We start from the raw sequence: 19682 nt of genomic DNA on the forward strand, positions 1-19682 counted from the left end.
ACTGGCTGGCGGGGCGGCGATCGTCAGCGAGTACGTCGAAGGGCCCAGCCTCCGCCAGGTCGTCGCCGACGGCCGCCGCTTCGCCGAAGGCGACCTGCACCGCCTGGCCACCGCCATCGCCACCGCCCTGACCGCCGTGCACGACGCGGGCGTCATCCACCGCGACCTCAAACCGGACAACGTGCTGCTCGGCCCCGACGGCCCGCGCGTGATCGACTTCGGCATCTCGCGGACGGCGGAGATGTCGCTCACCGAGACCGGCCTGATCACGGGCACGCCCACGTACATGGCGCCCGAGGTGTTCACCGGGCAACGCGCCGGCGCGCCCGCGGACGTGTTCGCCTGGGGCGGCATCGTGCTGTTCGCCGCCACCGGCGTCGACCCCTTCCAGGCCGAGAGCCTGGGCGGCGTCATGCACCGGGTGCTGTCGGCCAGCCCCGACCTCGGCGTGCTGCCCCGGCAGCTGCAGCCGCTGGTGGCCGCCGCGCTGGCCAAGGATCCGCTCGACCGGCCCACCTCACGCGAGCTCCTGCTCGCCCTGGTCAGCGGCGGCGGGCGGCTGGACATGGCGCGGCTGCTGGCCGAGGGCGGGCGCGCCGCCACCCACATCGCGGTGCGGGCCGACGACCCGGCGCTCGGCACGCTGGCCGAGCAGGCGTACGGGATGCTCGCGCCGGTGGAGCGCGGGCTGGTCGCCGAGGTGTTCCTGCGGCTGGTCACCGTGGACGAGCAGGACGAGCTGACCGTGCGGCGGGCCGCCGAGCCCGAACTGCTCGGCGGCCGGGCACCGCACGAGGTCGAGGCCGTCGAGCGGATCCTGACGGTGTTCGCGTACCTGCTGGTCAGGAAGGGCGCGGAGGTCTGGCTGGCCCGGCCGGCGCTGCCGCACGCCTGGCCCAGGTACCGGCACTGGATCGACGCCAACCGCGACGGGCTGGCCGCGCACCGCGACATCCTCACCGCGGCCCGCCGCTGGCAGGCCGCCGGCCGGCGCGACGGCGACCTGTTCCGCGGCAGCAGCCTCGACGACGCCCTGCGCTGGGCCGCCAACCGCCGGCGCGACATCACCCTGTCCCCGCTGGAGCGGGACTTCCTGCAGGCGAGCGCCGACCTGGCCGCGCGCAGCGCCAAGCGGGCCCGGCTGGTCTCGCTCAGCCTCGGCGGACTGCTGGTGATCTCGCTGGCCGCCGGCGGGCTGGCCGTGCAGCAGGGCGTCGTCGCCGACCGGCGCGCGGAGGAGATCGCGGCCTCGCTCAGCCGGTCGGAGGCGGTCCGGCTGGCCGGGCTCGCCCAACGGGAACGCATCACCGACCCCCGGCTCGCCACGCGGCTCAGCGTCGCGGCGTGGAGCCTGGACCACACCCCGCTGACCAGGGAGGCGCTGATGACCGCCCTGGCCGGGCGCGAGTCGGCGGCGTTCACCGACCCGGCCCGCACCGCCGACACGGTACGCGCGCTCGGCGCCGACGGGAGCAGCCTGGCCGGCGTGACCGGCGACGCCGCCCAGGTGTGGGACGTACGCACCGGCAGGCAGGCCGGCGGCGTCACCCGGCTGGGGCTGGCGGGGGACCAGGTCGTCGCCGTGGCGCCGGCGTCCTCGCGCCGCACGCTCGCCGTCCTGACCGACCGCCGCGTACGCGCCTATGACCTCGCCACCGGCAAGGCGATCAGGACGTGGACCTTCGCCCGCCCGCTCGACCTGGTCAACAGCTGGGCGGAGCTCGCGCACGCCGACGACCGGACGGTGACGATCCGCCGCCCCGGCGCCGTCCTGCGGTGGGACCTGCGGACCGGCGGGCGCACCCGGCTGCCCGCCGCCGACGTGGCCAGCGCGGACGGCGAATGGCGGGCGCAGCGGGGAGACCAAGCAGTCCGCCTGACCCGTGCCGGGAACGCCTCCGTCGACCTCGGACTCAAGGACGGCGCCGGCGGCCAGGGCACCTGGAACGGGGGCCGGGTGACGGTCAGCGGTGACGGCACGTTGGCCGCCTCGGTCAACGGCGAGCAGATCCAGTTCTGGCGCATGGCCGACGCCCAGCTTCTCACCACCGTGCCGCTGCTCGGCAACCCCGGCGGAGAGGAACCCCAGGGCGGCTTCGACGGCCGTACCTTCCGCTACCTGGTGGAGGACCGGGTCTTCTCCATCGACGTCAGCGACCTCGCCCTCACCCCGGCGCGCACGACGATCAACTTCGGCCGGCTGAGCCCGGACGGCCGCCTGCTGGCGTCCCAGACCGGCGAGGTGACCCGGCTGCGCCCCGCCACCGCCGGGGCGGCGGGAGAACCGCTGCCCGCATCCGACGACGTCTTCTTCAGCCAGGACGGCAGGCTGCTGGCCGCCGCCGGCGACGACCGGGCGCGGATCGTGGACGCCGCCACGCGGGCCGTCCTCGGCACCGTCACTCCCCACCCGCGCGGCATGGACATCCTCACCGCGGCCTTCAGCCCGGACCGGGCCCGCCTGGCGCTCGTCCTGCGCAGCCCCGACGACGGACGCGCCGCGGTCGAGCACGCCGTCCAGGTGTGGGACTGGAAGGCCCGGCGCAGGCTCTGGACCACCACGCTGCCGGAGACCAACGACGTGGCCTTCTCTCCCGACGGCGCGCTGCTGGCGGTGGCCGGCGCCGGCCAGCGCCTGCTCGACGCCGCCACCGGCCGGCCGGCGGCCGCGCCGTTCGCCGCCACCGGACGCGACACCCTCGGAGCCCGGATCTTCTTCCTGCACAGCGGCAAGGGCGTCGTGGTCCTGGACTCCCGGGGCCGCCTGACGCTGTGGAGCACCACCGGCGAACGCCTCGGCCCGGTCTTCCACGAGAAGTCCGGCGAGCCGTCCGTCGCCGCCTACTCCCCGCGCGACGACCTCGTCGCCCTCGGCGTCGGCGAAGGCAGGGTACGGCTCGTCGACCCGGCCACGGGCACGAGCCTCGGCATCCTGCGCGACACCGCCGGAGGACAGGACCCCGGCACCGGGCAGCTCCAGTCGATCGCCTTCACCGCCGACGGCGCCGCCGTCCTGACCCTCGGGCCGAACGGCGCCGTCCACACCCACGCCATCGCACCGGCCGCCGTCGTCAAGGCGCTGTGCCGGCGGTCGGGCGGCCCGCTGACCGCCGCCGAGTGGAAGATCCACGTCCCGGCGCTCCCCTACCGCGACGGCTGCGGGCCGACCGGCTGACGCCGGCGCCCGCCCAGGGTCAGGGTGTCTTGACGACCGTCAGGAGGGCGGCGGAGTCCTCGACGGCCTCGAGGCCGTGCCGGGCGGGCGGGACGACGAGGAGATGCCCCGTCGTGCCCTCCCACGAGTCGTCTCCGCTGGTCAGCCGCACCCGTCCGCTCAGCACGAGCAACGTCGCCTCGCCGGGGTTCTCGTGCTCGGCCAGACTGGTGCCGGCGCGCAGCGTGATGAGGGTCTGCCGCAGGAGGTGCTCGTGGCCGCCGTAGACGGTCTCGGCGCTGCGGCCGGTGGAGGAGGCCGCCGCGCGTTCGAGGTGCTCGCGCGCCTTGGCGTCAAGGGACATCTTCTGCATGAGACGTGTCTGCCCTTCCTGTGTCGGACCGCTTGCCTGACAACCACTCGGCGAGGACGGCGGCCTGGCTGTGGTCCACGTCCTTGGTGGCGGTCAGCAGCGTGAGCCGGTCCTGGGAGGCCAGCTCACGCAGATGATCCGCGGCCGGCCGGTGTCCGTCGTCCCGCAGTTCGTCAAGATAGCGGCGGCGGAACTCGGGGAACCGGCCGGGGTCGTGGCTGTACCACTTGCGCAGTTCGCTCGAGGGGGCCACCTCGCGCAGCCACTCGTCCAGGTGCGCGTCCTCCTTGCGCATGCCCCGCGGCCAGACGCGGTCCACCAGCACCCGCCTGCCGTCCTCGGGCGAGGACTCCTCGTAGATCCTGCGGTACATGACGTCCTTGCTCATGGCAGTGCCTCCCACTGGCTGCATCTGTATGACTGCCCTTGGGGTCGGACGCCGAACCGGCCGGGGACCGCGGCGGCCCTCAGGGCTGCAGGTCCGTCACCCCCCTGCCGGTCGCGAGGTCGAACGGCACCGAGACCTGGTCGTGCACGATCAGCCACTCGCCGTCGATCCTGCTGAAGCAGAAGGTGGCCCGCACCCACATGCCGCCCGTCGCCGCCCCGCCCGGCAGCGTGCCGCTGAGCCTGCCGAAGCCGTGCCCGAACGCGACGCCGTCGCCGACGGTGAGGGTCAGGTCGCGCAGCTCGTACGTCACCTTCTCGAAGACCGCGAACACCTTCGCCCAGTTGCGCAGCTTCGCCGCCACGCCCACGTGCGCGAGCGGCGGTTCGACGTCGAAGGAGACGACGCCGGGCGCGTAGGCCCGTTCCAGGGCCCCCAGGTCCTTGGCCTCGATCCCCTCCACCAGCGTCTCGATCCGCCGCCGGATTGCCGTTTCGCCGCTCTCGTCCCGCATGGTCATCGTCTCTCCATTCCATCGGCTGCCTTTTCCTCGTACGACGAAACGGCGCCGCGGAAGGTCAGGCCGGCGTCCCCGGGGAGGCGCCGAGCGCCGTCAGGGCGGCGGCCAGCCGCGGGTCGGCCTGCCCCGCCTCCTCCAGGGCGGCCGCCAGCGTCTCCTCGTAGGTGCGGCCGGCCTCGGCGTGCCGGGCCCGGCCGGTCTCGGTGATGACCGTGTAGACGCCGCGCCTGTCGTCCGGGCACAGATCCCGGTAGGCGAAGTCCGCCGCGTTGAGCCGCGCCACCAGGCGGGTCACCGAGCTCTGGTTGAGCCCGACCTTGTCGGCCAGCTCCTGCATGCGCAGCTCGCCGGCGGGCGAGGCGGCGAGGTGGCCGAGCGCGCGGAACTCCGACAGGCCGATGCCGTGCCTGCGCTGCAACGCGGCGGCGAGCCTGCTCTCCACGCGGGCGTGCAGCAGGAGAACGCGCTGCCAGGCGGCGGCGGCGTCGGAAACGGGCGCTGAGGTGGTGGCCATGGGACCTCTCGCTTCGGGAGACCGGCTTGACACGAGCATACATGTACATGCAACATCCTTCCCGGCAGATCACTTGCACGTACATACAAATAGAAGCTCGTCCTATGGCCTGGATCCACCTGCTCATCGCGGCTGCCTTCGAGGTCGTCTTCGCCCTCGGCACCAACGCCACCGAAGGATTCACCCGGCTCTGGCCGTCCCTGCTCACGGCCGCCGCCGCGGCCGGCGGGATCTTCTTCCTGAGCCTGGCGCTCAGGACGCTGGACGTCGGCGTCGGCTACACCGTCTGGACCGGCATCGGCTCCATCGGCACCGTCGTCCTCGGCGCCCTCCTCTACAAGGAGAAGATCACGCTCGCCAAGCTGGGCTCGTTCGCCGCCATCATCGGCGGCGTCGTGCTCCTGAAGGTCGCGGCGGGGATCTGACCGGCCCCAGGCCCCAGGCGCGGGGTCCGGGCGCGGGACAGGTTAAGCTACAGGTGTAGGAAAACTTGCACCTGTAGTTTTTTCGTGAGGACGGCGTGCCGTGGCCACCAGAGACACCACCGCCGCGCCCGGCGACCCGCGCGTGCGCCGTACGCGATCGGCCCTGGCCCGTGCGCTGATCGAGCTGGCCGAGGAGCGGGACCTGACCCGGATCAGCGTCTCGGACGTGGCCGGGAGCGCGGGAGTGAGCCGCTCGGCCTTCTACGACCACTACCGCGACGTGCACGAGCTGGCCGAGGATGCCTGCACCGCGATGATCGACGACCTGATCGACTCCCTGCCCGGCCCGGCGCTCGACTCGGCGGACCTGGCCAGGGAGGCGATCGAGTCGCTGACGGCGTTCTTCGACCGCCTGACCGCGCACGCGGGCCTGTACCGCGCGCTGCTCGGCCCGCAGGGCAGCGCCCGCGTGGCCGGTCACATCCGCGGGCGCATCGCCGCGGTCATCCACGACCGCCTGACCCACGCGGACGCCACCGACTGGCCGGAACGTGTCCCGCACGACGTGACGGCCTCCTTCACCGCCGGCGCGCTCATCGGGGTCGCGGTGGACTGGCTGGAACACGGATGCGCCCGGCCCCCCGCGACGATGGCCGCGGCCATCTGGCCGCTGGTGAACGCCCACTACCGCCTCAGCGCCGGCGGCGGCTGAGCACCGCTCTCCCCCGCCCGTGCGACCGCAACCTAAGGAGAACCCCCATGTCCACTGCCGACGTGTCCGGCAAGCCCCTGACCGAGCTCGTCTCCCTACGCGGACGGCGCGCGGTCGTCACCGGAGGCGCCCGCGGCCTGGGCAAGGCCATCGCCGCGCGCCTCGCCGAGGCCGGCGCGGACCTGCTGATCGGCGACCTCGACGAGGAACAGGCCACGGCCGCGGCGAAGGAGCTGGCCGAGCGCCACGGAGTGCGCGCGATCGGCGCCGCCATGGACGTCACCGACGCGGCCGCCGTGGCCGCGGCGGCCGACCGGGCCGTGGCCGAGCTCGGCGGCCTGGAGATCTGGGTGAACAACGCCGGAATCTTCCCCGCCGTGCCCCTGCTGGAGATGACCGAGGAGACGTGGGACCAGGTGTTCGCCGTGAACGCCCGCGGCGTCTTCATCGGCGCCCGCGAGGCCGCGCGGCGCATGTCGGCGACGGGCCCCGGCAACGACAGCGACGGCGGCAGGGGCGGCGTCATCGTGAACATCGTCTCCACGGCTGGCTTCCGGGGCAGCGCGCCCGGCCTGGCGGCCTACGTCGGGTCCAAGCACGCCGCCCGCGGCCTCACCCGCGAGCTGGCCCTCGAACTGGCCCCGCTGGGCATCCGCGTGCTGGGGGTGGCGCCCAGCTTCGTCCCCACGGAGGGCAACCTGGCGATGGCCGCCGCGGCGGGCGTGAACCTTGACGAGATCCCGCCGACCGCCCTCATGCTGAACAGCCCGATCGGCCGGGTCGGCACCCCCGACGACATCGCGCGCGTCGCCCTGTTCTGCGCCTCGGACCTGTCGGCGTTCATGACCGGCAGCACCCTGCTCGCCGACGGCGGCGACACCGCCTGAGCACCGAGGGTGCTCAGGCCGTCTCCAGCGGGTTGGCGGCGATCCGGCCGGCGACGTCCCTGCGCACCGACGCGGCGGCGGCGCTGTCCGGCTTGCGCCTGGCCTGGTCCTCGAAACAGCCGAGGAACTCCGCGCCGAAACCCAAGCGCGGATAGCGGGTGAGGACCTCCGCCCTGGCCCGCTCAGGGAACTCCTCCGCGTGCCGGCCCACCACCTCCCAGCTCGTCGCGACCTGCAGCACGTGCGCTTCGGGATCGTCGGCCGCCGGCACGTCGTCGCGCATGTGCAGCACGATGACGTCGCGGGCCCGGGCGGCCCGCTCCTGCGGCCAGCCGACGGCCACGCCGAAGACCCAGGCCAACTGGCCTCCGGCGTCCTCGAACGGCAGCCGGTGGCTGTCGAAGGGCTCCGTCAGGCCGGTGTCGTGCAGCAGCGCCGCGACGCAGAACAACTCGTCGTCGTACGCGATCGCGTGCGCCGAGGCGTACATCGCGCCCCACACGTACGAACGGATGGAGTGGTTGAGCAGCGCGGGCGAGCAGAAGCGCGTCGCCACGGACAGCGCGGCCGCGGTCGCGGGCGTGTTCGGGAACGTGATCACCGTCTCGGAGTGTAGTCGGCGATCACGGCAACGCGACGGCGGCGCGGCGGGGCGTGGCTACGCCGCCGGGAGGCCGACCGCGTTGGCCGCGTCGGCCTCGAAGAAGTCCGTCGTGGCGAAGGGGCCCATGTGTTCCTCGAAGAAGCTCCTGACGCCCTCGACCGAGTCATGGACGATGACGTTGACCGCCTTGGTCCCGTCGGCGCTCGCCACCGCCATCGTCCACCTGGCGCCCGCGGGAAGCCGGCCGTACGCCTGCTTCAGCGCGCCCCAGAAACCGTCGTGGTCGCGAATGCCGGAGACGGCCATGACGTGCACCGTGGCGCCCTCCTCGTCGACCCGGGGATTCACCCGGCAGTTGAAGTGGAGATACCGTGCGGCGCCGCCGTCGAAATCGTAGATCGCGACGGTCTGCGGCTCCTCCAGCGGATAGGCCGGCGGCATCAGGAAATGCGTCTCGCTGATCGGGAGCAGCTCGTGGTCGAGGTGTTCGGGCTTGCCGAGGAGCCGCGCCTCCATCGGGTTCAGGGTGGATCCGAGGTGGAGCGTGCCGTTTTCGGCCGTCACCTCGAAGCGGGTGCCGGGGCTCCGGTAGACGCCTTCGTACCTCGACAGGTCGAGGACGAGGGCCGGGTCGGGCTCCGGCAGGCCGGGGACCGTGACCGTGCCGAGGCCGGACAGGATCTCGTCGAACACCTCGCGGTAGAAGCCGTCGCGCGGACCGGCGTTCGTCAGCAGCGCGACGGCGACGCCCGGCTCCGGCAGGATCCGCAGGCGGGCGCTCTGGCTGACCGCGCTGCCGTCGTGGGCGTAGACGGTCTGACCGTGCCAGTCGCACACGACGAGGCCGAGTGCCCATTCCGGCCCGGACATGTACGGGTCGGGCACCGGCACCCGTGACCCCGTCATCTCGCGGACGACGCCGGGCGAGACGATCTCGGTGCCGTCCAGGGCCTTTCCTCCGGCGAGGAAGACGTGCGCCAGCGCGAGCAGGTCCCTGGCCGTCGTGTTGACGTTCCCGCCGGGGCCGAAGGCGCGCGGCAGGTGACTCAGCGGCGACAGGACCGGCCCTTCGTCGAGGGACAGGACCAGGTGGCCGGTCGCCGCCCGGCTCGGGTCCACGTGCTCGCGGCGGGTGGTCGTCGAGGTCAGCCCCAGCGGGCCGAACAGGCGCTCCCTCATGATGTCGTCCCACCGCCTGCCCTCGACGACCTCCATGACGCGGGCGAGGATCGCGTAGCCCAGGGCCGCGCTGTAGCCGTGGGTGTGGCCCAGGGGATGGACCTGGCGGGCTCCGGCGATGCCGGCCACCATGCGCTCGTAGACGTCGTCGCCCTCGCCCGGATCCCCGTAGCTCTCCTCGATGCCGCTGGTGTGGTTGAGGAGATGGCGGGGGGTGACGCGGGCGCTGACGTCGGGATCGGCGACCCGGAACCCGGGGAGGTAGGTCCGCACCGGCTCGTCCAGGGCGACCTTCCCCTCGTCGACGAGCCGCATGAAGGCCAGGGCGGTCCAGGTCTTGGACACCGAGCCGCACTGGTAGACGGTGTCGGTCGTGGCGGGCTCACCCGTGGAGACGTCCTTGACGCCGGCCGCGAAGTCGGTGATCTCCCCGTCGCGCAGGACCGCGATCGTGGCGCCGGGGATCCGGTGCTCCGCCAGCAGTTTGGAGACGCGCGCCCGCGTACGGGCCACGTCCAACGCTTGTGTCATGAGTGTCGCCTCAGTCCTGTCGCTTCTTTCCAGGCAGGGAAAAGCTACGTTGCGTTTATGGAAGCGTCAACGAAAATCCCCTGGAAAAGCGCCTTCAATCGGGGGTTTCGCATGGATCGTTGCAATGGCATTGTTGATTAATGCAACGCATGGCAGACGGCCGTTGCGATGTACTGTCGATGAACGCACCGACAGGAGGGCGGGCCGATGCCCGGAGGCAGACTGACCCACGAGGACCGCCGGCAGATCGCGAGCTGGCTGGCCGAAGGGCTGGGCTACGCCGAGATCGGCAGGCGGCTCGGCAGGCCCACGTCCACGATCAGCCGCGAAGTGGCCCGCAACAGCGCCGCCGGCGGCTACCTCGCCGACCACGCCCAGCACAGCGCCGGGCGGCGCGCCCGTCGCCGAAGCCCGCTCCAGGCCGCGCAGTCGCCGGCCGACGGGGAGCCGGCCGAGTCCGTACGCGTCTTCGTCGAGCGGTTCGCGGCGCTGCTGGCCGGGACCGGCCTTCCCCGGATGCCCGCCCGCGTCTTCGTCTGCCTGCTCACCACCGGCCCGGGAAGCCTGACGTCCGCCGAGCTCGTCCGCCGGCTACAGGTCAGCCCGGCGTCGGTGTCCAAGGCCGTCGGCTACCTGGAGGCGATGGAGCTGGTCAGGCGCGACCAGGACACCGGCCGCCGCGAGCGGTACGTCGTCGGCGACGACGTCTGGCTCCGCGCTCTCGTGGCCGACACCGGGGCACACGCCGAGGTCGCGGCGGCCGCACGGCACGGCATCGAGATCTTCGGCGCCGGCACGCCCGCCGGCCTCCGGCTGGAGCGGATGGCGCGGTTCTTCACCTGGATCAGCGGGCAGATGAACGGCGGCGGCCTCACCGAGGCCGCCGCCGGCGACGCGCTCACCGTGGTGGCCGCGCTGGTGCACGCCGCCCGGCCGCTCACCGCGGCCGACCTCGCCGCCGCGCTGGACTGGCCCGCGCCACGGGTGGCGGCGGCCGTGGACGCGATCGGCCGCCGGCCCGACCTCGCCGACCCGCTCGCCGTGGAGCGGGCCGGGCACGGCACGTACGTCGTCGCCCCGCGACCCGACCGCCTGAGCCCCGCGCAACGTGAGGCGCTGACCGTCGGCCCGCGCCCGGACTGTCAGCCGGCGTCCCGTTCGTCGTAGGTCTCGCGGTGGGCGAGCACCTCGTCCATGTGCGTCTCGGCCCAGGACTTCAGGCCACGCATCATCTGGTGCAGGGAGAGGCCCAGCTCGGTCAGCTCGTAGGTGACCGTGACCGGCACGGTCGGCTTCACGGTGCGGGTGATGAGACCGTCGCGTTCCAGGGAGCGCAGCGTCTGCGTGAGCATCTTCTGGCTGACGCCTGCCAGCAGACGGGACAGCTCCGAGTAGCGCATCGACCGGGGCTCGCCCGCGCAGCCCGCCTCCGACTGTGCGGGCGAGCCGCCGCTGCCGAGCGCGGCCAGGATCAGGGTGACCCATTTGTTGGAGATTCGGTCGAGCAGCTTGCGGCTGGGACATGCCGCAACGAAAGCGTCGTACCGCGCCTTGGCCTGCGCCCTCTGCTGGGCCGCCGTCGTCGTCGCCATCGGCCGCTCCTCCAACCCGTGGGTGCCCTACGCACTCCGAAGTGCGTACTTCCTGGCAGGAAGTTACCTCACCACAATGGAGCAAGGAGCCGTCAGGCACCACCCCGTACGACCCGAGAAAGCAGAGACATGAGCACGTTCCCCACTTCGCTCCCCGGCGGCACCTGGACCCTGGGCGACCTGACCGTCACCCGGTTCGGCTACGGAGCCATGCAACTCGCCGGCCCCGCGGTGATGGGCCCGCCCGCCGACCCCGACGGCGCTCTCGCCGTCCTGCGCGAGGCCGTCGACCTCGGCATCACCCACATCGACACCGCCGAGGCCTACGGGCCGCACGTCACCAACCAGCTGATCCGCCAGGCGCTGCACCCCTACCCCGACACCCTGCGCATCGTGACCAAGGTCGGCGCGGAGCGCGACCAGCAGGGTGGCTGGCCCCCCGCCCGCCGGCCCGAGGACGTGCGCCGCGCCGTGCACGACAACCTCCGGACCCTCGGCCTGGAAACGCTGGACGTGGTCAACCTCCGGCTCGGCGACGCCCAGGGGCCTCGGCCCGGCTCGCTCGCCGAACCCTTCGAAACCCTCGTCCGGCTCCAGGAACAAGGGCTGATCCGGCACCTCGGCGTCAGCAACGCCACCCCCGAACAGGTCGCAGAAGCACGCGCCATCGCGCCCATCGTGTGCGTGCAGAACATGTACAACCTCGCCCACCGCCAGGACGACGACCTGATCGACGAACTCGCCGCCCACCACATCGCCTACGTCCCCTTCTTCCCCCTCGGCGGCTTCAGCCCTCTGCAGTCCTCGGCGCTCACGGCTGTGGCCGCCCGGCTGGACACCACACCGATGTCGGTCGCCCTGGCCTGGCTGCTGCACCGCTCACCCAACATCCTGCTCATCCCCGGCACCTCGTCCGTCGCGCACCTGCGCGAGAACGTCGCCGGCGCCCGGCTCCCCCTCTCCGACGGGGACCTCGCCGACCTGGACAAGATCGGCGGCGGGGCCGGGCCGCTCGGCCGCTAGGCGGGGGTGACCAGCCCGGACTCGTACGCGAAGATCACCGCCTGGACGCGGTCGCGCAGGCCCAGCTTGGTCAGGATGCGGCTCACATGGGTCTTGGCCGTGGTGCCGGAGATGAACAGCTCCCGGCCGATCTCCGGGTTCGACAGCCCGCGGGCCATCAGCCGCAGCACCTCCAGCTCGCGGGCGGTGAGCGCGTCCAGCGCGGGCGACCGGCGCGGCGGCGCGGACCTGGCGAACGCCTCGATGACCCGCCGGGTCACCCCCGGCGTGAGCATGCCGTCCCCCGCGGCCACCACCCGGACCGCCTCGATCAGCAGCTCGGCCGGGGCCTCCTTGGTGAGGAACCCGGCCGCCCCGGCGCGCAGCGCCTCGTAGACGTACTCGTCCAGGTCGAACGTGGTGAGCACGATGATCCGGGTAGGCAGCCCGGCCAGCCGCCTGGTCGCCTCCAGGCCGTTCACACCCGGCATCCGGATGTCCATGAGCGCCACGTCGGGGGCGAGCGCGCGGACCCGGCGCACCGCCTGCTCGCCGTCGCCCGCCTCGCCCACCACCTCCATGTCGGGCTCGTCGTCCAGCAGCAGCCGGAAACCCCGCCGCACCATCGCCTGGTCGTCGGCGACCAGCACCCGGATGCTCACGTCACGCTCCCGGACAGCGGCAGCACGGCGCGCACCCGGTAGCCGCCGCCCTCCCGCGGCCCGGCGTCCAGGGTGCCGTCGTAAAGGACCGCCCGCTCGCGCATCCCGACCAGGCCGTGCCCGGCGCCTTGGCCGGGCGGCGCGGCCCCGGCTCCGTCGTCCTGGACCTCCAGCTCGACGGCCGTGCCGTTCCACCGGATGGCGACGTCGGCCCGCGCGCCGCGCCCGGCGTGCCGCAGGGTGTTGGTGAGCGCCTCCTGCACGATCCGGTAGGCAGCCAGATCCATGCCGGCCGACAACGGGACCGGCTCACCCTCCACCGTCATGCCCACCGTAAGCCCGGTCTCGCGCATCTGCTCCAGCAGCGGCGCCAGCCGGTCGAGCCCGGGCTGCGGGGCGAGCGACAACTCCTCGCCGTGGGCCCGCAGGATCCCGAGCAGCCGGCGCAGCTCGCCGATCGCGCCCCTCCCGGTCTCCTCGACCTCCTCCAGCAGCTCGCTGTCCTGCGGCCGGTCGTGCCTGAGGCGCCGACGTACCACGCCGGTCTGCACCACCATCACACTCAGGCTGTGCGCGATCACGTCGTGCAGCTCGCGGGCGATCCTGGCCCGCTCGGCCTGTACGGCACGCTGCGCGTCCTCGGCCCGCCGCCGCTCCAGCTCGGCGGCCTGCGCCCGCAGCAGCCGCGCCTCCTCGCCCCGCCCGCGGATCAGGTGGCCCAGGACCCACGCCCCGCCGAACAGCACCCCGACGAACAGGAAGTCCCCCGCGCCGCCGCGCCCCGGATCGACGGCGAAGCCGACCAGCACGAACGTGGCGACCATGGCCGCGCCGACGGCGGCGTCCCTCGGCCTGGCATGCACCGCCACCGAGTAGCAGGCCACGATCATGGTGAAGAAGGCGTACCCGCTCTCGAAGCTGTGCGTCGAGGCCGAGGTGGCGGCCACGGCCAGCAGCACGACGGCGATCACCCCGAGCGGCCAGATCCGCCGCCACGCGATCGGCGCCACGATCACGGCCGCCGCGGCCAGCTCCATGACCGTCAGCGGGACCTCGGTGCTGGTCAGCCTCTCCAGCACCGCCGAGACGCCGAGCAGTGCCGCGAGCGCGAGGTCGGTCCACGGCGGCCGGGGCGGGATCCAGCGCATGGCGCTCACGATAACGCCGCGATCCCGCCCGCCGAATCGTCCGCGTGGACGACGCGGGCATCGTCGCGGCGCCCGACGACCGCGGGCGGGCACGCCGCCTACGTTGACGCCACACACCACGTCACGGAGGCTCACATGTCCGCTTCAACGGAGAACGTCCGGCAGCGCCTGGCCGGTGCCTGCCTGATCGCCGGACCGGTCGTCATGGCGGCCGCGATGGCGCTGAAGGGGGCAGGGGGCGGCGACTCCAGTGCGCTGCTCGCCGAGATCGCCGCCGACCCGGGCCGGTTCCAGCTGTCGACGCTGCTGCAACTGCTGGCCGCCCTGATCACGCTGCCCGGGCTCGCCGGGCTGGTGCGCCTGTTCCCCGAGCGGGGCCGGGTGCTCGGGCACCTCGGCGTCGGGCTGCTCGGGATCAACCTGCTGGGCAACCTCGGCGACGCCGCCGGCGGCGCCGTCCTGTCCGTGCTGGCCTCGGGCGGGGTCACCGAGCAGGAGACGGCGATCGCGGACGCCGTCGGCGACGAGCCCGTCTTCGTCGCCGTCCAGCTCATGGTGCTGGCCGGGATGCTCGGCTTCGTGCTGCTGCCGGCGGGCCAGCTCCTGGCCCGCACGGTCCACTGGGCCGTGCCCGCGCTGATCCTGGCGGCCCTGGTCTCGTTCTTCCTCCCGGTCAACGAGGGGGTCGGCGGGGTGCTGCTCGCCCTGGGCCTGGGCGCGGCCGGCGTCGCTCTCCTGCGCGGCCGGCCCGCCGCGGCCCCGAGGCCGGCCTACGGCTGAGGGACGGCGGCCAGGTTCACCACCCGCACCCCGCCGTCCCGTGTCCAGAAGACAACACCGTCGCCCACGGCCACTCCACGAGCTGCAGGCCCTTGCCGCCGGGCACCCGTTCGATGCGCTACACCAGGTGGGGCGCCAGGGTCTCGATCAGGGCCCCGGTCGCGCGGCCGGTGACCACCAAGCTCGACCCGGACAAGCCCGCGCTGCAGCTCCCTCCGGTGCCCAAGCGCTGACGGGGCTCCCTGCGTAGTCTCGCCTCATGACGATCGCGCTCTGCGTACCCCAATGGCAAGGATCGGCGTCGGACCGGGCGCCGCGGCTGATGGCCGGCGCGCGCCGCGCCGCCGGGCTCGTGCCCGCCGACGCGGTGGTGACCGTACCGGTGCCGGAAGCCGGCGGTGACAAGGCCGCCGGCGTCCGCGCCTACGACGTGCTCGTGGAGAACCAGCGGCTGACGCGCAAGGCGCTGGCCGGCATCGACGACCAGGTGATCACCGTCGGCGGTGACTGCGCGGTCGACATCGCGCCGATCGCCGCCGCCCGCGCCCGCTACGGGGACGCTCTGACCGTGCTGTGGATCGACGCGCACCCGGACGTCTACAGCCCGCGTACCCTTCCGTCGGGAGCCTTCCACGGGATGGTGGTGCGCGCGCTGCTCGGAGACGGGCCCGCCGGCCTCGCGCTGGAGCAGCCCCTGACCCCGCGGCAGGTGATCATTGCAGGGGAGCGGGCGGGTGACCCGTCCGAGCACGAGTATCTCGCGAAGACCGGTCTGCGCAGGTACGGCGTGGACGACCTGGAGCGCGTGCTCGACGGGCTGCGCGGCCCCGTGTACGTGCACATCGATCTCGACGTCCTGGAGCCCGCCGCCTTCGGCGCGACCTGCTACCCGGAGCCGGACGGCGTACGGCCGCAGCGGCTGGCCGACCTCGTATCCCAGGTGGACGACATCGTCGGGGCCGCCATCACCGAGTACGCGCCCTCCGGCGACGACGACGCCGACCCCGGGGAGGCCGAGATCATCCGCCTGCTGGGCGCCGCGCTGACGCGCTGACGGCCGGGTCAGGTCCGCACGTAACGACGGAACGTGATCCCCGAGGCGAGACAGTGGTGCTCGACCAGGCGCAGCCGCAGTGCCTCCCGCACCGGCAGGTACGGCTTGCCGCCCCCGACGAGCACGGGGAACGCGTACACCCAGAACTCGTCGATCAGGTCCAGCAGCGAGACGGCCAGCTCGGGGCCGCCGAGCTGGAAGGTGCCGTCGCTCTCCTGCTTGAGCCGCGTCACCACGGACGCGGCGTCCTCGCGGCGGACGAGCGTGACCCCTTCGGGGACGGTCTGGAGGGTGTCGGAGATGACGTACCGGGGCGTCTCCTTGTAGAGCCGGGCGAACTCCCGCTCGACGGCCGGGGCGCCTTCCTTGCCGAGGTCCTGCGTCCAGGGCTTCTCCATCGCCTCGTACAGCCGCCGCCCGAACAGGAACGCCGCCGTACGGCGGAGGTGGTCGTTCGCCGCCTCCTTGAAGTCCTCGGCCGGCTCCATGAAGTCCATGCCGCCGTCGCGATCCTCGATGTAGCCGTCGATCGAGGTGTTCATCCAGTAGATGACCTTGCCCATGGGCTCCTCCTTGGCGAGTCGGTTTAAGGCTGGCCGGAGTGAGACCCGAGAAAGCGCCGGAACTCATCATCGGGCAGGCGGCCCTCCCGGCGGGAGCGGCCTCGGCGAGTGGCTAGGCGGGGCGCAGCAGCTCCTCGCGCCTGGTCAGCAGCCGGCTGCGCTCGGCCAGCAACTCGGCGCGGCGCGTCTCCAGGTAGGCCCCGGTGTCGCGCACCCACCGCGCCAGTTTGTTCACCTCGTCCCTGGTCTTCTCGATGCGCTGGTGCTTGAGCACGTCGCTGATGATGTTGTCGAAGAAGGCGTCCACGAACCACCGCGTGTCCACCTTGGGCATCACCCGTCGGGCCGCGACGACCCCGGTGTCGGCCAGCTCGCGGGAGAAGACGTCCAGAGCCCGCTGGGCATGCCAGGCGGCCTGATCGGCGCTGGTCAGCTTGTCGTGTTCGTAGGCGTCGACCAGCAGGCCGCCGCCGAGCACGTCGAAGGTGGAGGCGTTCCTGGCGGAGTTGAGGAAGCCCAGCACGACGCCGAGCGCGTCGAGCGCGCCCCGCCCCGCCTGGTGGGCCTCGTCGCACTCGCGCACATCGGCGATCGACCGGTCGAGCGCGGCGCCGAGGTCGGCCAGCTCACGGGCGCGCGGATCGTCGCTCCTGATGAGCTGCTGCTCCTTCTCGGCCAGCAGCCGGGCGTACTCCCTGGACGCGGGGGTGAGCACGGCCAGCTCGGCGTCGGCCGCCGCCGCGTCGGCTTCGAGCTGCGCGAGCCGGGCCCGGTGGCCCTCCACCCGTTCCCTGGCCACCACCGCCTCGGCGCGCTCGCGCTCCAGCCGCTCCTCGCGGTTGCCCAGCAGGCGGGCCAGGACGGCGGACAGCCCGCCCTCCAGCCGGGCGACGTCACGCTCCTCCTCGGCCAGCTTGGCCTCCAGGTCCTCCAGGGTGCCGCGGACGTCCGCGATCTGCCGCCCGGTGGTCTCACGCAGGCGCCGGACGTGCTCGGCGCGGCGCATCCTGGCGGACGCCTCGCGCAGCTGTTCGTCAAGTTCCGGGGAGAGGGTCACACCATGACGACGAACGGGCCGCGCCGGACGTTCCGTACCGCCCTCAGCGCCGCACGGCGGAGGGCCGGTTCGCCGCACGCCGGTAGGTGTAGAGGACGAGCCCGTCGTGGAACCTGCCCACCTTGTCGTACAGCGCACGGGCCGGGGCGTCCTCCAGCGTGTTCCAGTACAGACCCGGGAAGCCCTGCTCCTCGGCGTCCCGCGCCACCCACTCGAGCACGGCAGTCGCGATGCCCCGCCGCCGGACCTCCGCGTCCACGTAAAGGTCCGCCAGGTAGCACCGCCCGGCGTACCAGATGCTCGCGTGGAACAGGTAGTGCGCGATGCCGACCATCCTGCCGTCCAGCCGGGCGGCGACCCCGCGCGTCCGCTCGTCGTCGAGCAGACGCCGCCAGGCCCGTTCGTAGTCGTCGTCGCCGCGTTCGACCTCGAAGTACGCGTCCGATCGCGCCAGCGACTCCCAGCAGGCGCGATCGGACGCGGTCAGGAAGTTGATCTCCACCATGGCGCCCATCCTGCCCCACGGGCAGGTACGCGGGCGGGCCGATAACCCGTTGCGGCGGGACTGCTGGGGCTGATGGGCTGATCGGATGAACAGTGCCACGGCTCGATGGCATGGGCCGGCGGTGCTCGGCGCTCTGATGCTGGCCGCGCTCACGTTCAACACCGCGGAGAATTTGCCGGTCGGGCTTCTGGAGCTCATCTCCGCGGACCTGCGGGTGTCGCTGTCGGCGGTCGGTCTCCTGGTCACCGGTTACGGCGTGACGGTGGCCGTCGCGTCCGTGCCGATCGCCCACGCGGTACGAGCCGTACCCCGGCGTCACGTGCTCACGGGACTGCTGGCCGCGCTCGTGGTGTCCAGCCTCGTCGCGGCGCTGGCCACCTCCTACTGGCTGCTCCTCGTGGCGCGGCTGCTGACCGCGCTCGCCCAGGCGCTGTTCTGGGCCGTGATGGGGCCGGTCGCGGTGGGGCTGTTCGCGCCCGAGGTCCGGGGGCGGGTGATCGGGGCGCTGTCCGTCGCCGGTTCGCTCGCCCTCGTCCTGGGCGTCCCCGCGGGGACCTGGCTGGGACAGCAGAGCCACTGGCAGGTGCCCATCGGCCTCCTGGCCGTTCTGGGGTTCGTGTCGCTGGTGACGATCGCGGTTCTGCTGCCGACGTTGCGCCCGGAGGAGGAGCCCGCCGCCTACGCGCCCACTCCCGACGCGCGGCGGTTCTGGACGGTGCTGGCTACCGGAGCCCTGTCCGCCGCCGGGGCGTTCACGGGATACACCTACATCGTGACGTTCCTGGGCGAGGTGAGCGGGTTCTCCCCCGGCACGATCAGCGTCCTGTTCGTCGGATTCGGCGTCTCGTGTCTGGCCGGGGTGAGCGTCACCGGGGCGTTCCTGGACCGTTTCCCGCAGTCCGCGCTGGCCGTCGCCGTGGCCACGCAGACGGTGGGCATGCTCGGCCTGTACGCGCTCGGCCCCCACCAGGCGGCGGCGGTGGTGTTCCTGATGCTGATGGGCGCCGCGCTCGGGCCGGTGTTCATGACCACGCAGAACGCGATGCTGCACTGCGCGCCGGGCCGTACGGACATCGCCCTGGCGGCGAACTCCGGCGCCTACAACGCCGGCATCGCGGCCGGCGCCGCGCTCGGGGCGCTGGTCCTGCCGCTCGCCGAGGCCCGGGGCACCTTCCTCGCCGGCGGGCTGCTGACCGCCGGCTCCTGCGCGGTCCTCCTCGGTGGCCGGCTAGTGGGCGGGCACCGCCACCGGCCATGACCGACGGCGCCCACCCGGGGAGGCACCCGTACGCGATCAGGATCCTCCAGCTCGCCTTCGAAGGCCGCCGTGACACTCCCGTACGGAGTTGGCCGATGTCGTCGAGTCCGACGGCTGCAACGACCACTGCGTGTCAGACCCACGTGTAGTTCTGGTCGGTGATCGGAGGCAGCAGGGGGTCTTTCGAGGGCGCGTCAGGAGCGGGCAGTGCGCTGATGGCGTCACCGATCAGTGGGAACAGCGGCAGGTCCCCGGCCTTACGGTAGTTCACCCACTCGATGATCCCGAGCTCCGTGCTGCCGTCCGCCAACTCGTCGTGCTCGACAATGGCCAGGCGCGCCCGTACCTCTGGGGTGATGTGCATCCGGAAGATCATGTGGATCTTCCTGGGCGGTGGAGTGGGGCCGGGCCGCGTCACCATCTGGTCCTGTATCCAGCACAGTTCCGGCGCGCTGCCGTCGCCGGGGGCGAGCTCGAGTTCTTCGGCAAGCTCCCGGTGCAACGCGTCGATCAGGTGCTCTCCGTGATCTACGTTGCCGCCGGGCGGCGTGTAGTGCGAGCCGGTCGGCCGGTCGCGGCGGATGAGCGCGACGTCGTGGCCGCTGAAGACGAGGGCGCCGACGCGGATCTTGACGCGGGAAAAGGGGGCGGCGAAGTCCGGCTCCTCGTGGTCCTCCGCCGGGTCGCGCCGATCCGCCAGGGGTGCCGGCTCGTCAAGCCGGGACATGGTGCTCCTCCCGTGCGACCCGCCCGCTACCAGATGCGGCCGGGCCC

The 19682-nt window shown here is 73.0% G+C and carries 22 protein-coding genes; 9 read left to right on the top strand and 13 right to left on the bottom strand.

Features of this window, described 5'->3' with window-relative positions:
- The first annotated feature begins 19 nt into the window (after positions 1 to 19).
- Positions 20 to 3175: a serine/threonine-protein kinase gene (locus BMW85_RS32910; protein ID WP_245775211.1), complete on the top strand. Its 3156-nt coding sequence runs from the start codon at positions 20 to 22 to the stop codon at positions 3173 to 3175.
- 19 nt (positions 3176 to 3194) lie between these two features.
- On the opposite strand, the gene BMW85_RS32915 is transcribed toward BMW85_RS32910, so the two are convergent.
- The 4 genes from BMW85_RS32915 to BMW85_RS32930 all read right to left on the bottom strand — a co-directional run bounded on the left by BMW85_RS32915 (position 3195) and on the right by BMW85_RS32930 (position 4949).
- Positions 3195 to 3527 carry a cupin domain-containing protein gene (locus BMW85_RS32915; RefSeq protein WP_091089342.1) on the bottom strand — a complete coding sequence of 111 codons (333 nt, stop codon included), beginning with the start codon at positions 3525 to 3527 and terminating at the stop codon, positions 3195 to 3197.
- Positions 3508 to 3915, bottom strand: coding sequence for a DUF488 domain-containing protein (locus tag BMW85_RS32920; protein WP_091089344.1), 408 nt, complete (start codon positions 3913 to 3915; stop codon positions 3508 to 3510). The genes BMW85_RS32915 and BMW85_RS32920 overlap by 20 nt, the downstream gene beginning before the upstream one ends.
- A gap of 79 nt (positions 3916 to 3994) precedes the next feature.
- Positions 3995 to 4435 (bottom strand): YybH family protein, encoded by a 441-nt coding sequence (locus BMW85_RS32925; protein WP_091089347.1) that lies wholly within the window; start codon positions 4433 to 4435, stop codon positions 3995 to 3997.
- Between the two features lie 58 nt (positions 4436 to 4493).
- The gene (locus BMW85_RS32930) at positions 4494 to 4949 is read right to left on the bottom strand and encodes a MarR family winged helix-turn-helix transcriptional regulator (RefSeq protein ID WP_091089349.1); all 456 of its coding nucleotides are present in this window, start codon (positions 4947 to 4949) and stop codon (positions 4494 to 4496) included.
- A gap of 104 nt (positions 4950 to 5053) precedes the next feature.
- On the opposite strand from BMW85_RS32930, the gene BMW85_RS32935 reads away from it, so the two are divergent.
- The 3 genes from BMW85_RS32935 (at position 5054) to BMW85_RS32945 (ending at position 6973) form a co-directional block, all read left to right on the top strand.
- Positions 5054 to 5374: a DMT family transporter gene (locus BMW85_RS32935; RefSeq protein ID WP_091089352.1), complete on the top strand. Its 321-nt coding sequence runs from the start codon at positions 5054 to 5056 to the stop codon at positions 5372 to 5374.
- Between the two features lie 100 nt (positions 5375 to 5474).
- On the top strand, positions 5475 to 6086 hold the full coding sequence (locus BMW85_RS32940) for a TetR/AcrR family transcriptional regulator (RefSeq protein WP_091089354.1): 612 nt from the start codon (positions 5475 to 5477) through the stop codon (positions 6084 to 6086).
- Positions 6087 to 6133: 47 nt separating this feature from the next.
- Positions 6134 to 6973, top strand: a complete 840-nt coding sequence (locus BMW85_RS32945; protein WP_091089357.1) for an SDR family NAD(P)-dependent oxidoreductase — start codon at positions 6134 to 6136, stop codon at positions 6971 to 6973.
- A gap of 13 nt (positions 6974 to 6986) precedes the next feature.
- Here BMW85_RS32945 and BMW85_RS32950 read toward each other — a convergent pair whose 3' ends face one another.
- Together BMW85_RS32950 and BMW85_RS32955 are read right to left on the bottom strand one after the other, a co-directional pair.
- A complete protein-coding gene (locus BMW85_RS32950) occupies positions 6987 to 7574 on the bottom strand; it encodes an HD domain-containing protein (RefSeq protein ID WP_245775200.1) in 588 nt (195 codons plus the stop codon).
- Positions 7575 to 7631: 57 nt separating this feature from the next.
- Complete coding sequence (locus tag BMW85_RS32955) at positions 7632 to 9287, bottom strand: serine hydrolase domain-containing protein (RefSeq protein ID WP_091089359.1); 1656 nt, start codon at positions 9285 to 9287, stop codon at positions 7632 to 7634.
- A 207-nt stretch (positions 9288 to 9494) separates the two neighbouring features.
- Here BMW85_RS32955 and BMW85_RS32960 point away from each other — a divergent pair, with 207 nt between their 5' ends.
- Entirely contained in the window at positions 9495 to 10454 is a 960-nt protein-coding gene (locus tag BMW85_RS32960; protein ID WP_091089361.1) for a GbsR/MarR family transcriptional regulator, read from the top strand.
- Here the strand turns inward: BMW85_RS32960 and BMW85_RS32965 are convergent.
- A complete protein-coding gene (locus tag BMW85_RS32965; protein WP_091089560.1) occupies positions 10430 to 10879 on the bottom strand; it encodes a winged helix-turn-helix transcriptional regulator in 450 nt (149 codons plus the stop codon). The two genes, BMW85_RS32960 and BMW85_RS32965, sit on opposite strands and share 25 nt — an antisense overlap.
- Before the next feature lie 129 nt (positions 10880 to 11008).
- Here BMW85_RS32965 and BMW85_RS32970 point away from each other — a divergent pair, with 129 nt between their 5' ends.
- Positions 11009 to 11902 (top strand): aldo/keto reductase family oxidoreductase, encoded by an 894-nt coding sequence (locus tag BMW85_RS32970; protein WP_091089362.1) that lies wholly within the window; start codon positions 11009 to 11011, stop codon positions 11900 to 11902.
- Here BMW85_RS32970 and BMW85_RS32975 read toward each other — a convergent pair.
- Positions 11899 to 12543 (bottom strand): response regulator, encoded by a 645-nt coding sequence (locus BMW85_RS32975; RefSeq protein WP_091089365.1) that lies wholly within the window; start codon positions 12541 to 12543, stop codon positions 11899 to 11901. The two genes, BMW85_RS32970 and BMW85_RS32975, sit on opposite strands and share 4 nt — an antisense overlap.
- Positions 12540 to 13691: a sensor histidine kinase gene (locus BMW85_RS32980; protein ID WP_091089366.1), complete on the bottom strand. Its 1152-nt coding sequence runs from the start codon at positions 13689 to 13691 to the stop codon at positions 12540 to 12542. Before BMW85_RS32980 ends, BMW85_RS32975 begins: the two co-directional genes overlap by 4 nt.
- A 135-nt stretch (positions 13692 to 13826) precedes the next feature.
- On the opposite strand from BMW85_RS32980, the gene BMW85_RS32985 reads away from it, so the two are divergent.
- Together BMW85_RS32985 and BMW85_RS32990 are read left to right on the top strand one after the other, a co-directional pair.
- Positions 13827 to 14471 (top strand): hypothetical protein, encoded by a 645-nt coding sequence (locus BMW85_RS32985; protein ID WP_091089369.1) that lies wholly within the window; start codon positions 13827 to 13829, stop codon positions 14469 to 14471.
- A 259-nt stretch (positions 14472 to 14730) separates the two neighbouring features.
- Positions 14731 to 15525: an arginase family protein gene (locus tag BMW85_RS32990; RefSeq protein ID WP_218156031.1), complete on the top strand. Its 795-nt coding sequence runs from the start codon at positions 14731 to 14733 to the stop codon at positions 15523 to 15525.
- An 8-nt stretch (positions 15526 to 15533) separates the two neighbouring features.
- Here BMW85_RS32990 and BMW85_RS32995 read toward each other — a convergent pair whose 3' ends face one another.
- From BMW85_RS32995 to BMW85_RS33005, 3 genes are all read right to left on the bottom strand, one after another.
- Positions 15534 to 16088 carry a dihydrofolate reductase family protein gene (locus BMW85_RS32995; protein ID WP_091089373.1) on the bottom strand — a complete coding sequence of 185 codons (555 nt, stop codon included), beginning with the start codon at positions 16086 to 16088 and terminating at the stop codon, positions 15534 to 15536.
- Between the two features lie 112 nt (positions 16089 to 16200).
- A complete protein-coding gene (locus BMW85_RS33000) occupies positions 16201 to 17145 on the bottom strand; it encodes a hypothetical protein (protein WP_091089376.1) in 945 nt (314 codons plus the stop codon).
- A gap of 43 nt (positions 17146 to 17188) precedes the next feature.
- The gene (locus tag BMW85_RS33005; protein ID WP_245775201.1) at positions 17189 to 17650 is read right to left on the bottom strand and encodes a GNAT family N-acetyltransferase; all 462 of its coding nucleotides are present in this window, start codon (positions 17648 to 17650) and stop codon (positions 17189 to 17191) included.
- A gap of 121 nt (positions 17651 to 17771) precedes the next feature.
- On the opposite strand from BMW85_RS33005, the gene BMW85_RS33010 reads away from it, so the two are divergent.
- On the top strand, positions 17772 to 18908 hold the full coding sequence (locus BMW85_RS33010) for an MFS transporter (protein ID WP_091089380.1): 1137 nt from the start codon (positions 17772 to 17774) through the stop codon (positions 18906 to 18908).
- A gap of 133 nt (positions 18909 to 19041) precedes the next feature.
- On the opposite strand, the gene BMW85_RS33015 is transcribed toward BMW85_RS33010, so the two are convergent.
- Entirely contained in the window at positions 19042 to 19635 is a 594-nt protein-coding gene (locus BMW85_RS33015) for an NUDIX hydrolase (protein ID WP_091089382.1), read from the bottom strand.
- Positions 19636 to 19682: the final 47 nt, after the last annotated feature.

Source organism: Nonomuraea wenchangensis, from assembly GCF_900111685.1.
GTDB classification, from domain to species: Bacteria; Actinomycetota; Actinomycetes; order Streptosporangiales; family Streptosporangiaceae; genus Nonomuraea; species Nonomuraea wenchangensis.

What these genes read in the sequence shown, in the direction of transcription:
- BMW85_RS32935 (WP_091089352.1), top strand. Translation starts at nt 5,054, where the DNA reads ATGGCCTGGATCCACCTGCTCATCGCGGCTGCCTTCGAGGTCGTCTTC.
- BMW85_RS32945 (WP_091089357.1), top strand. Translation starts at nt 6,134, where the DNA reads ATGTCCACTGCCGACGTGTCCGGCAAGCCCCTGACCGAGCTCGTCTCC.
- BMW85_RS33005 (WP_245775201.1), bottom strand. Translation starts at nt 17,650, where the DNA reads ATGGTGGAGATCAACTTCCTGACCGCGTCCGATCGCGCCTGCTGGGAG.
- BMW85_RS32915 (WP_091089342.1), bottom strand. Translation starts at nt 3,527, where the DNA reads ATGCAGAAGATGTCCCTTGACGCCAAGGCGCGCGAGCACCTCGAACGC.
- BMW85_RS32955 (WP_091089359.1), bottom strand. Translation starts at nt 9,287, where the DNA reads ATGACACAAGCGTTGGACGTGGCCCGTACGCGGGCGCGCGTCTCCAAA.
- BMW85_RS32920 (WP_091089344.1), bottom strand. Translation starts at nt 3,915, where the DNA reads ATGAGCAAGGACGTCATGTACCGCAGGATCTACGAGGAGTCCTCGCCC.
- BMW85_RS33015 (WP_091089382.1), bottom strand. Translation starts at nt 19,635, where the DNA reads ATGTCCCGGCTTGACGAGCCGGCACCCCTGGCGGATCGGCGCGACCCG.
- BMW85_RS32930 (WP_091089349.1), bottom strand. Translation starts at nt 4,949, where the DNA reads ATGGCCACCACCTCAGCGCCCGTTTCCGACGCCGCCGCCGCCTGGCAG.
- BMW85_RS32995 (WP_091089373.1), bottom strand. Translation starts at nt 16,088, where the DNA reads ATGGGCAAGGTCATCTACTGGATGAACACCTCGATCGACGGCTACATC.
- BMW85_RS32990 (WP_218156031.1), top strand. Translation starts at nt 14,731, where the DNA reads ATGACGATCGCGCTCTGCGTACCCCAATGGCAAGGATCGGCGTCGGAC.
- BMW85_RS32980 (WP_091089366.1), bottom strand. Translation starts at nt 13,691, where the DNA reads ATGCGCTGGATCCCGCCCCGGCCGCCGTGGACCGACCTCGCGCTCGCG.
- BMW85_RS32965 (WP_091089560.1), bottom strand. Translation starts at nt 10,879, where the DNA reads ATGGCGACGACGACGGCGGCCCAGCAGAGGGCGCAGGCCAAGGCGCGG.
- BMW85_RS32970 (WP_091089362.1), top strand. Translation starts at nt 11,009, where the DNA reads ATGAGCACGTTCCCCACTTCGCTCCCCGGCGGCACCTGGACCCTGGGC.
- BMW85_RS32925 (WP_091089347.1), bottom strand. Translation starts at nt 4,435, where the DNA reads ATGACCATGCGGGACGAGAGCGGCGAAACGGCAATCCGGCGGCGGATC.
- BMW85_RS32985 (WP_091089369.1), top strand. Translation starts at nt 13,827, where the DNA reads ATGTCCGCTTCAACGGAGAACGTCCGGCAGCGCCTGGCCGGTGCCTGC.
- BMW85_RS32960 (WP_091089361.1), top strand. Translation starts at nt 9,495, where the DNA reads ATGCCCGGAGGCAGACTGACCCACGAGGACCGCCGGCAGATCGCGAGC.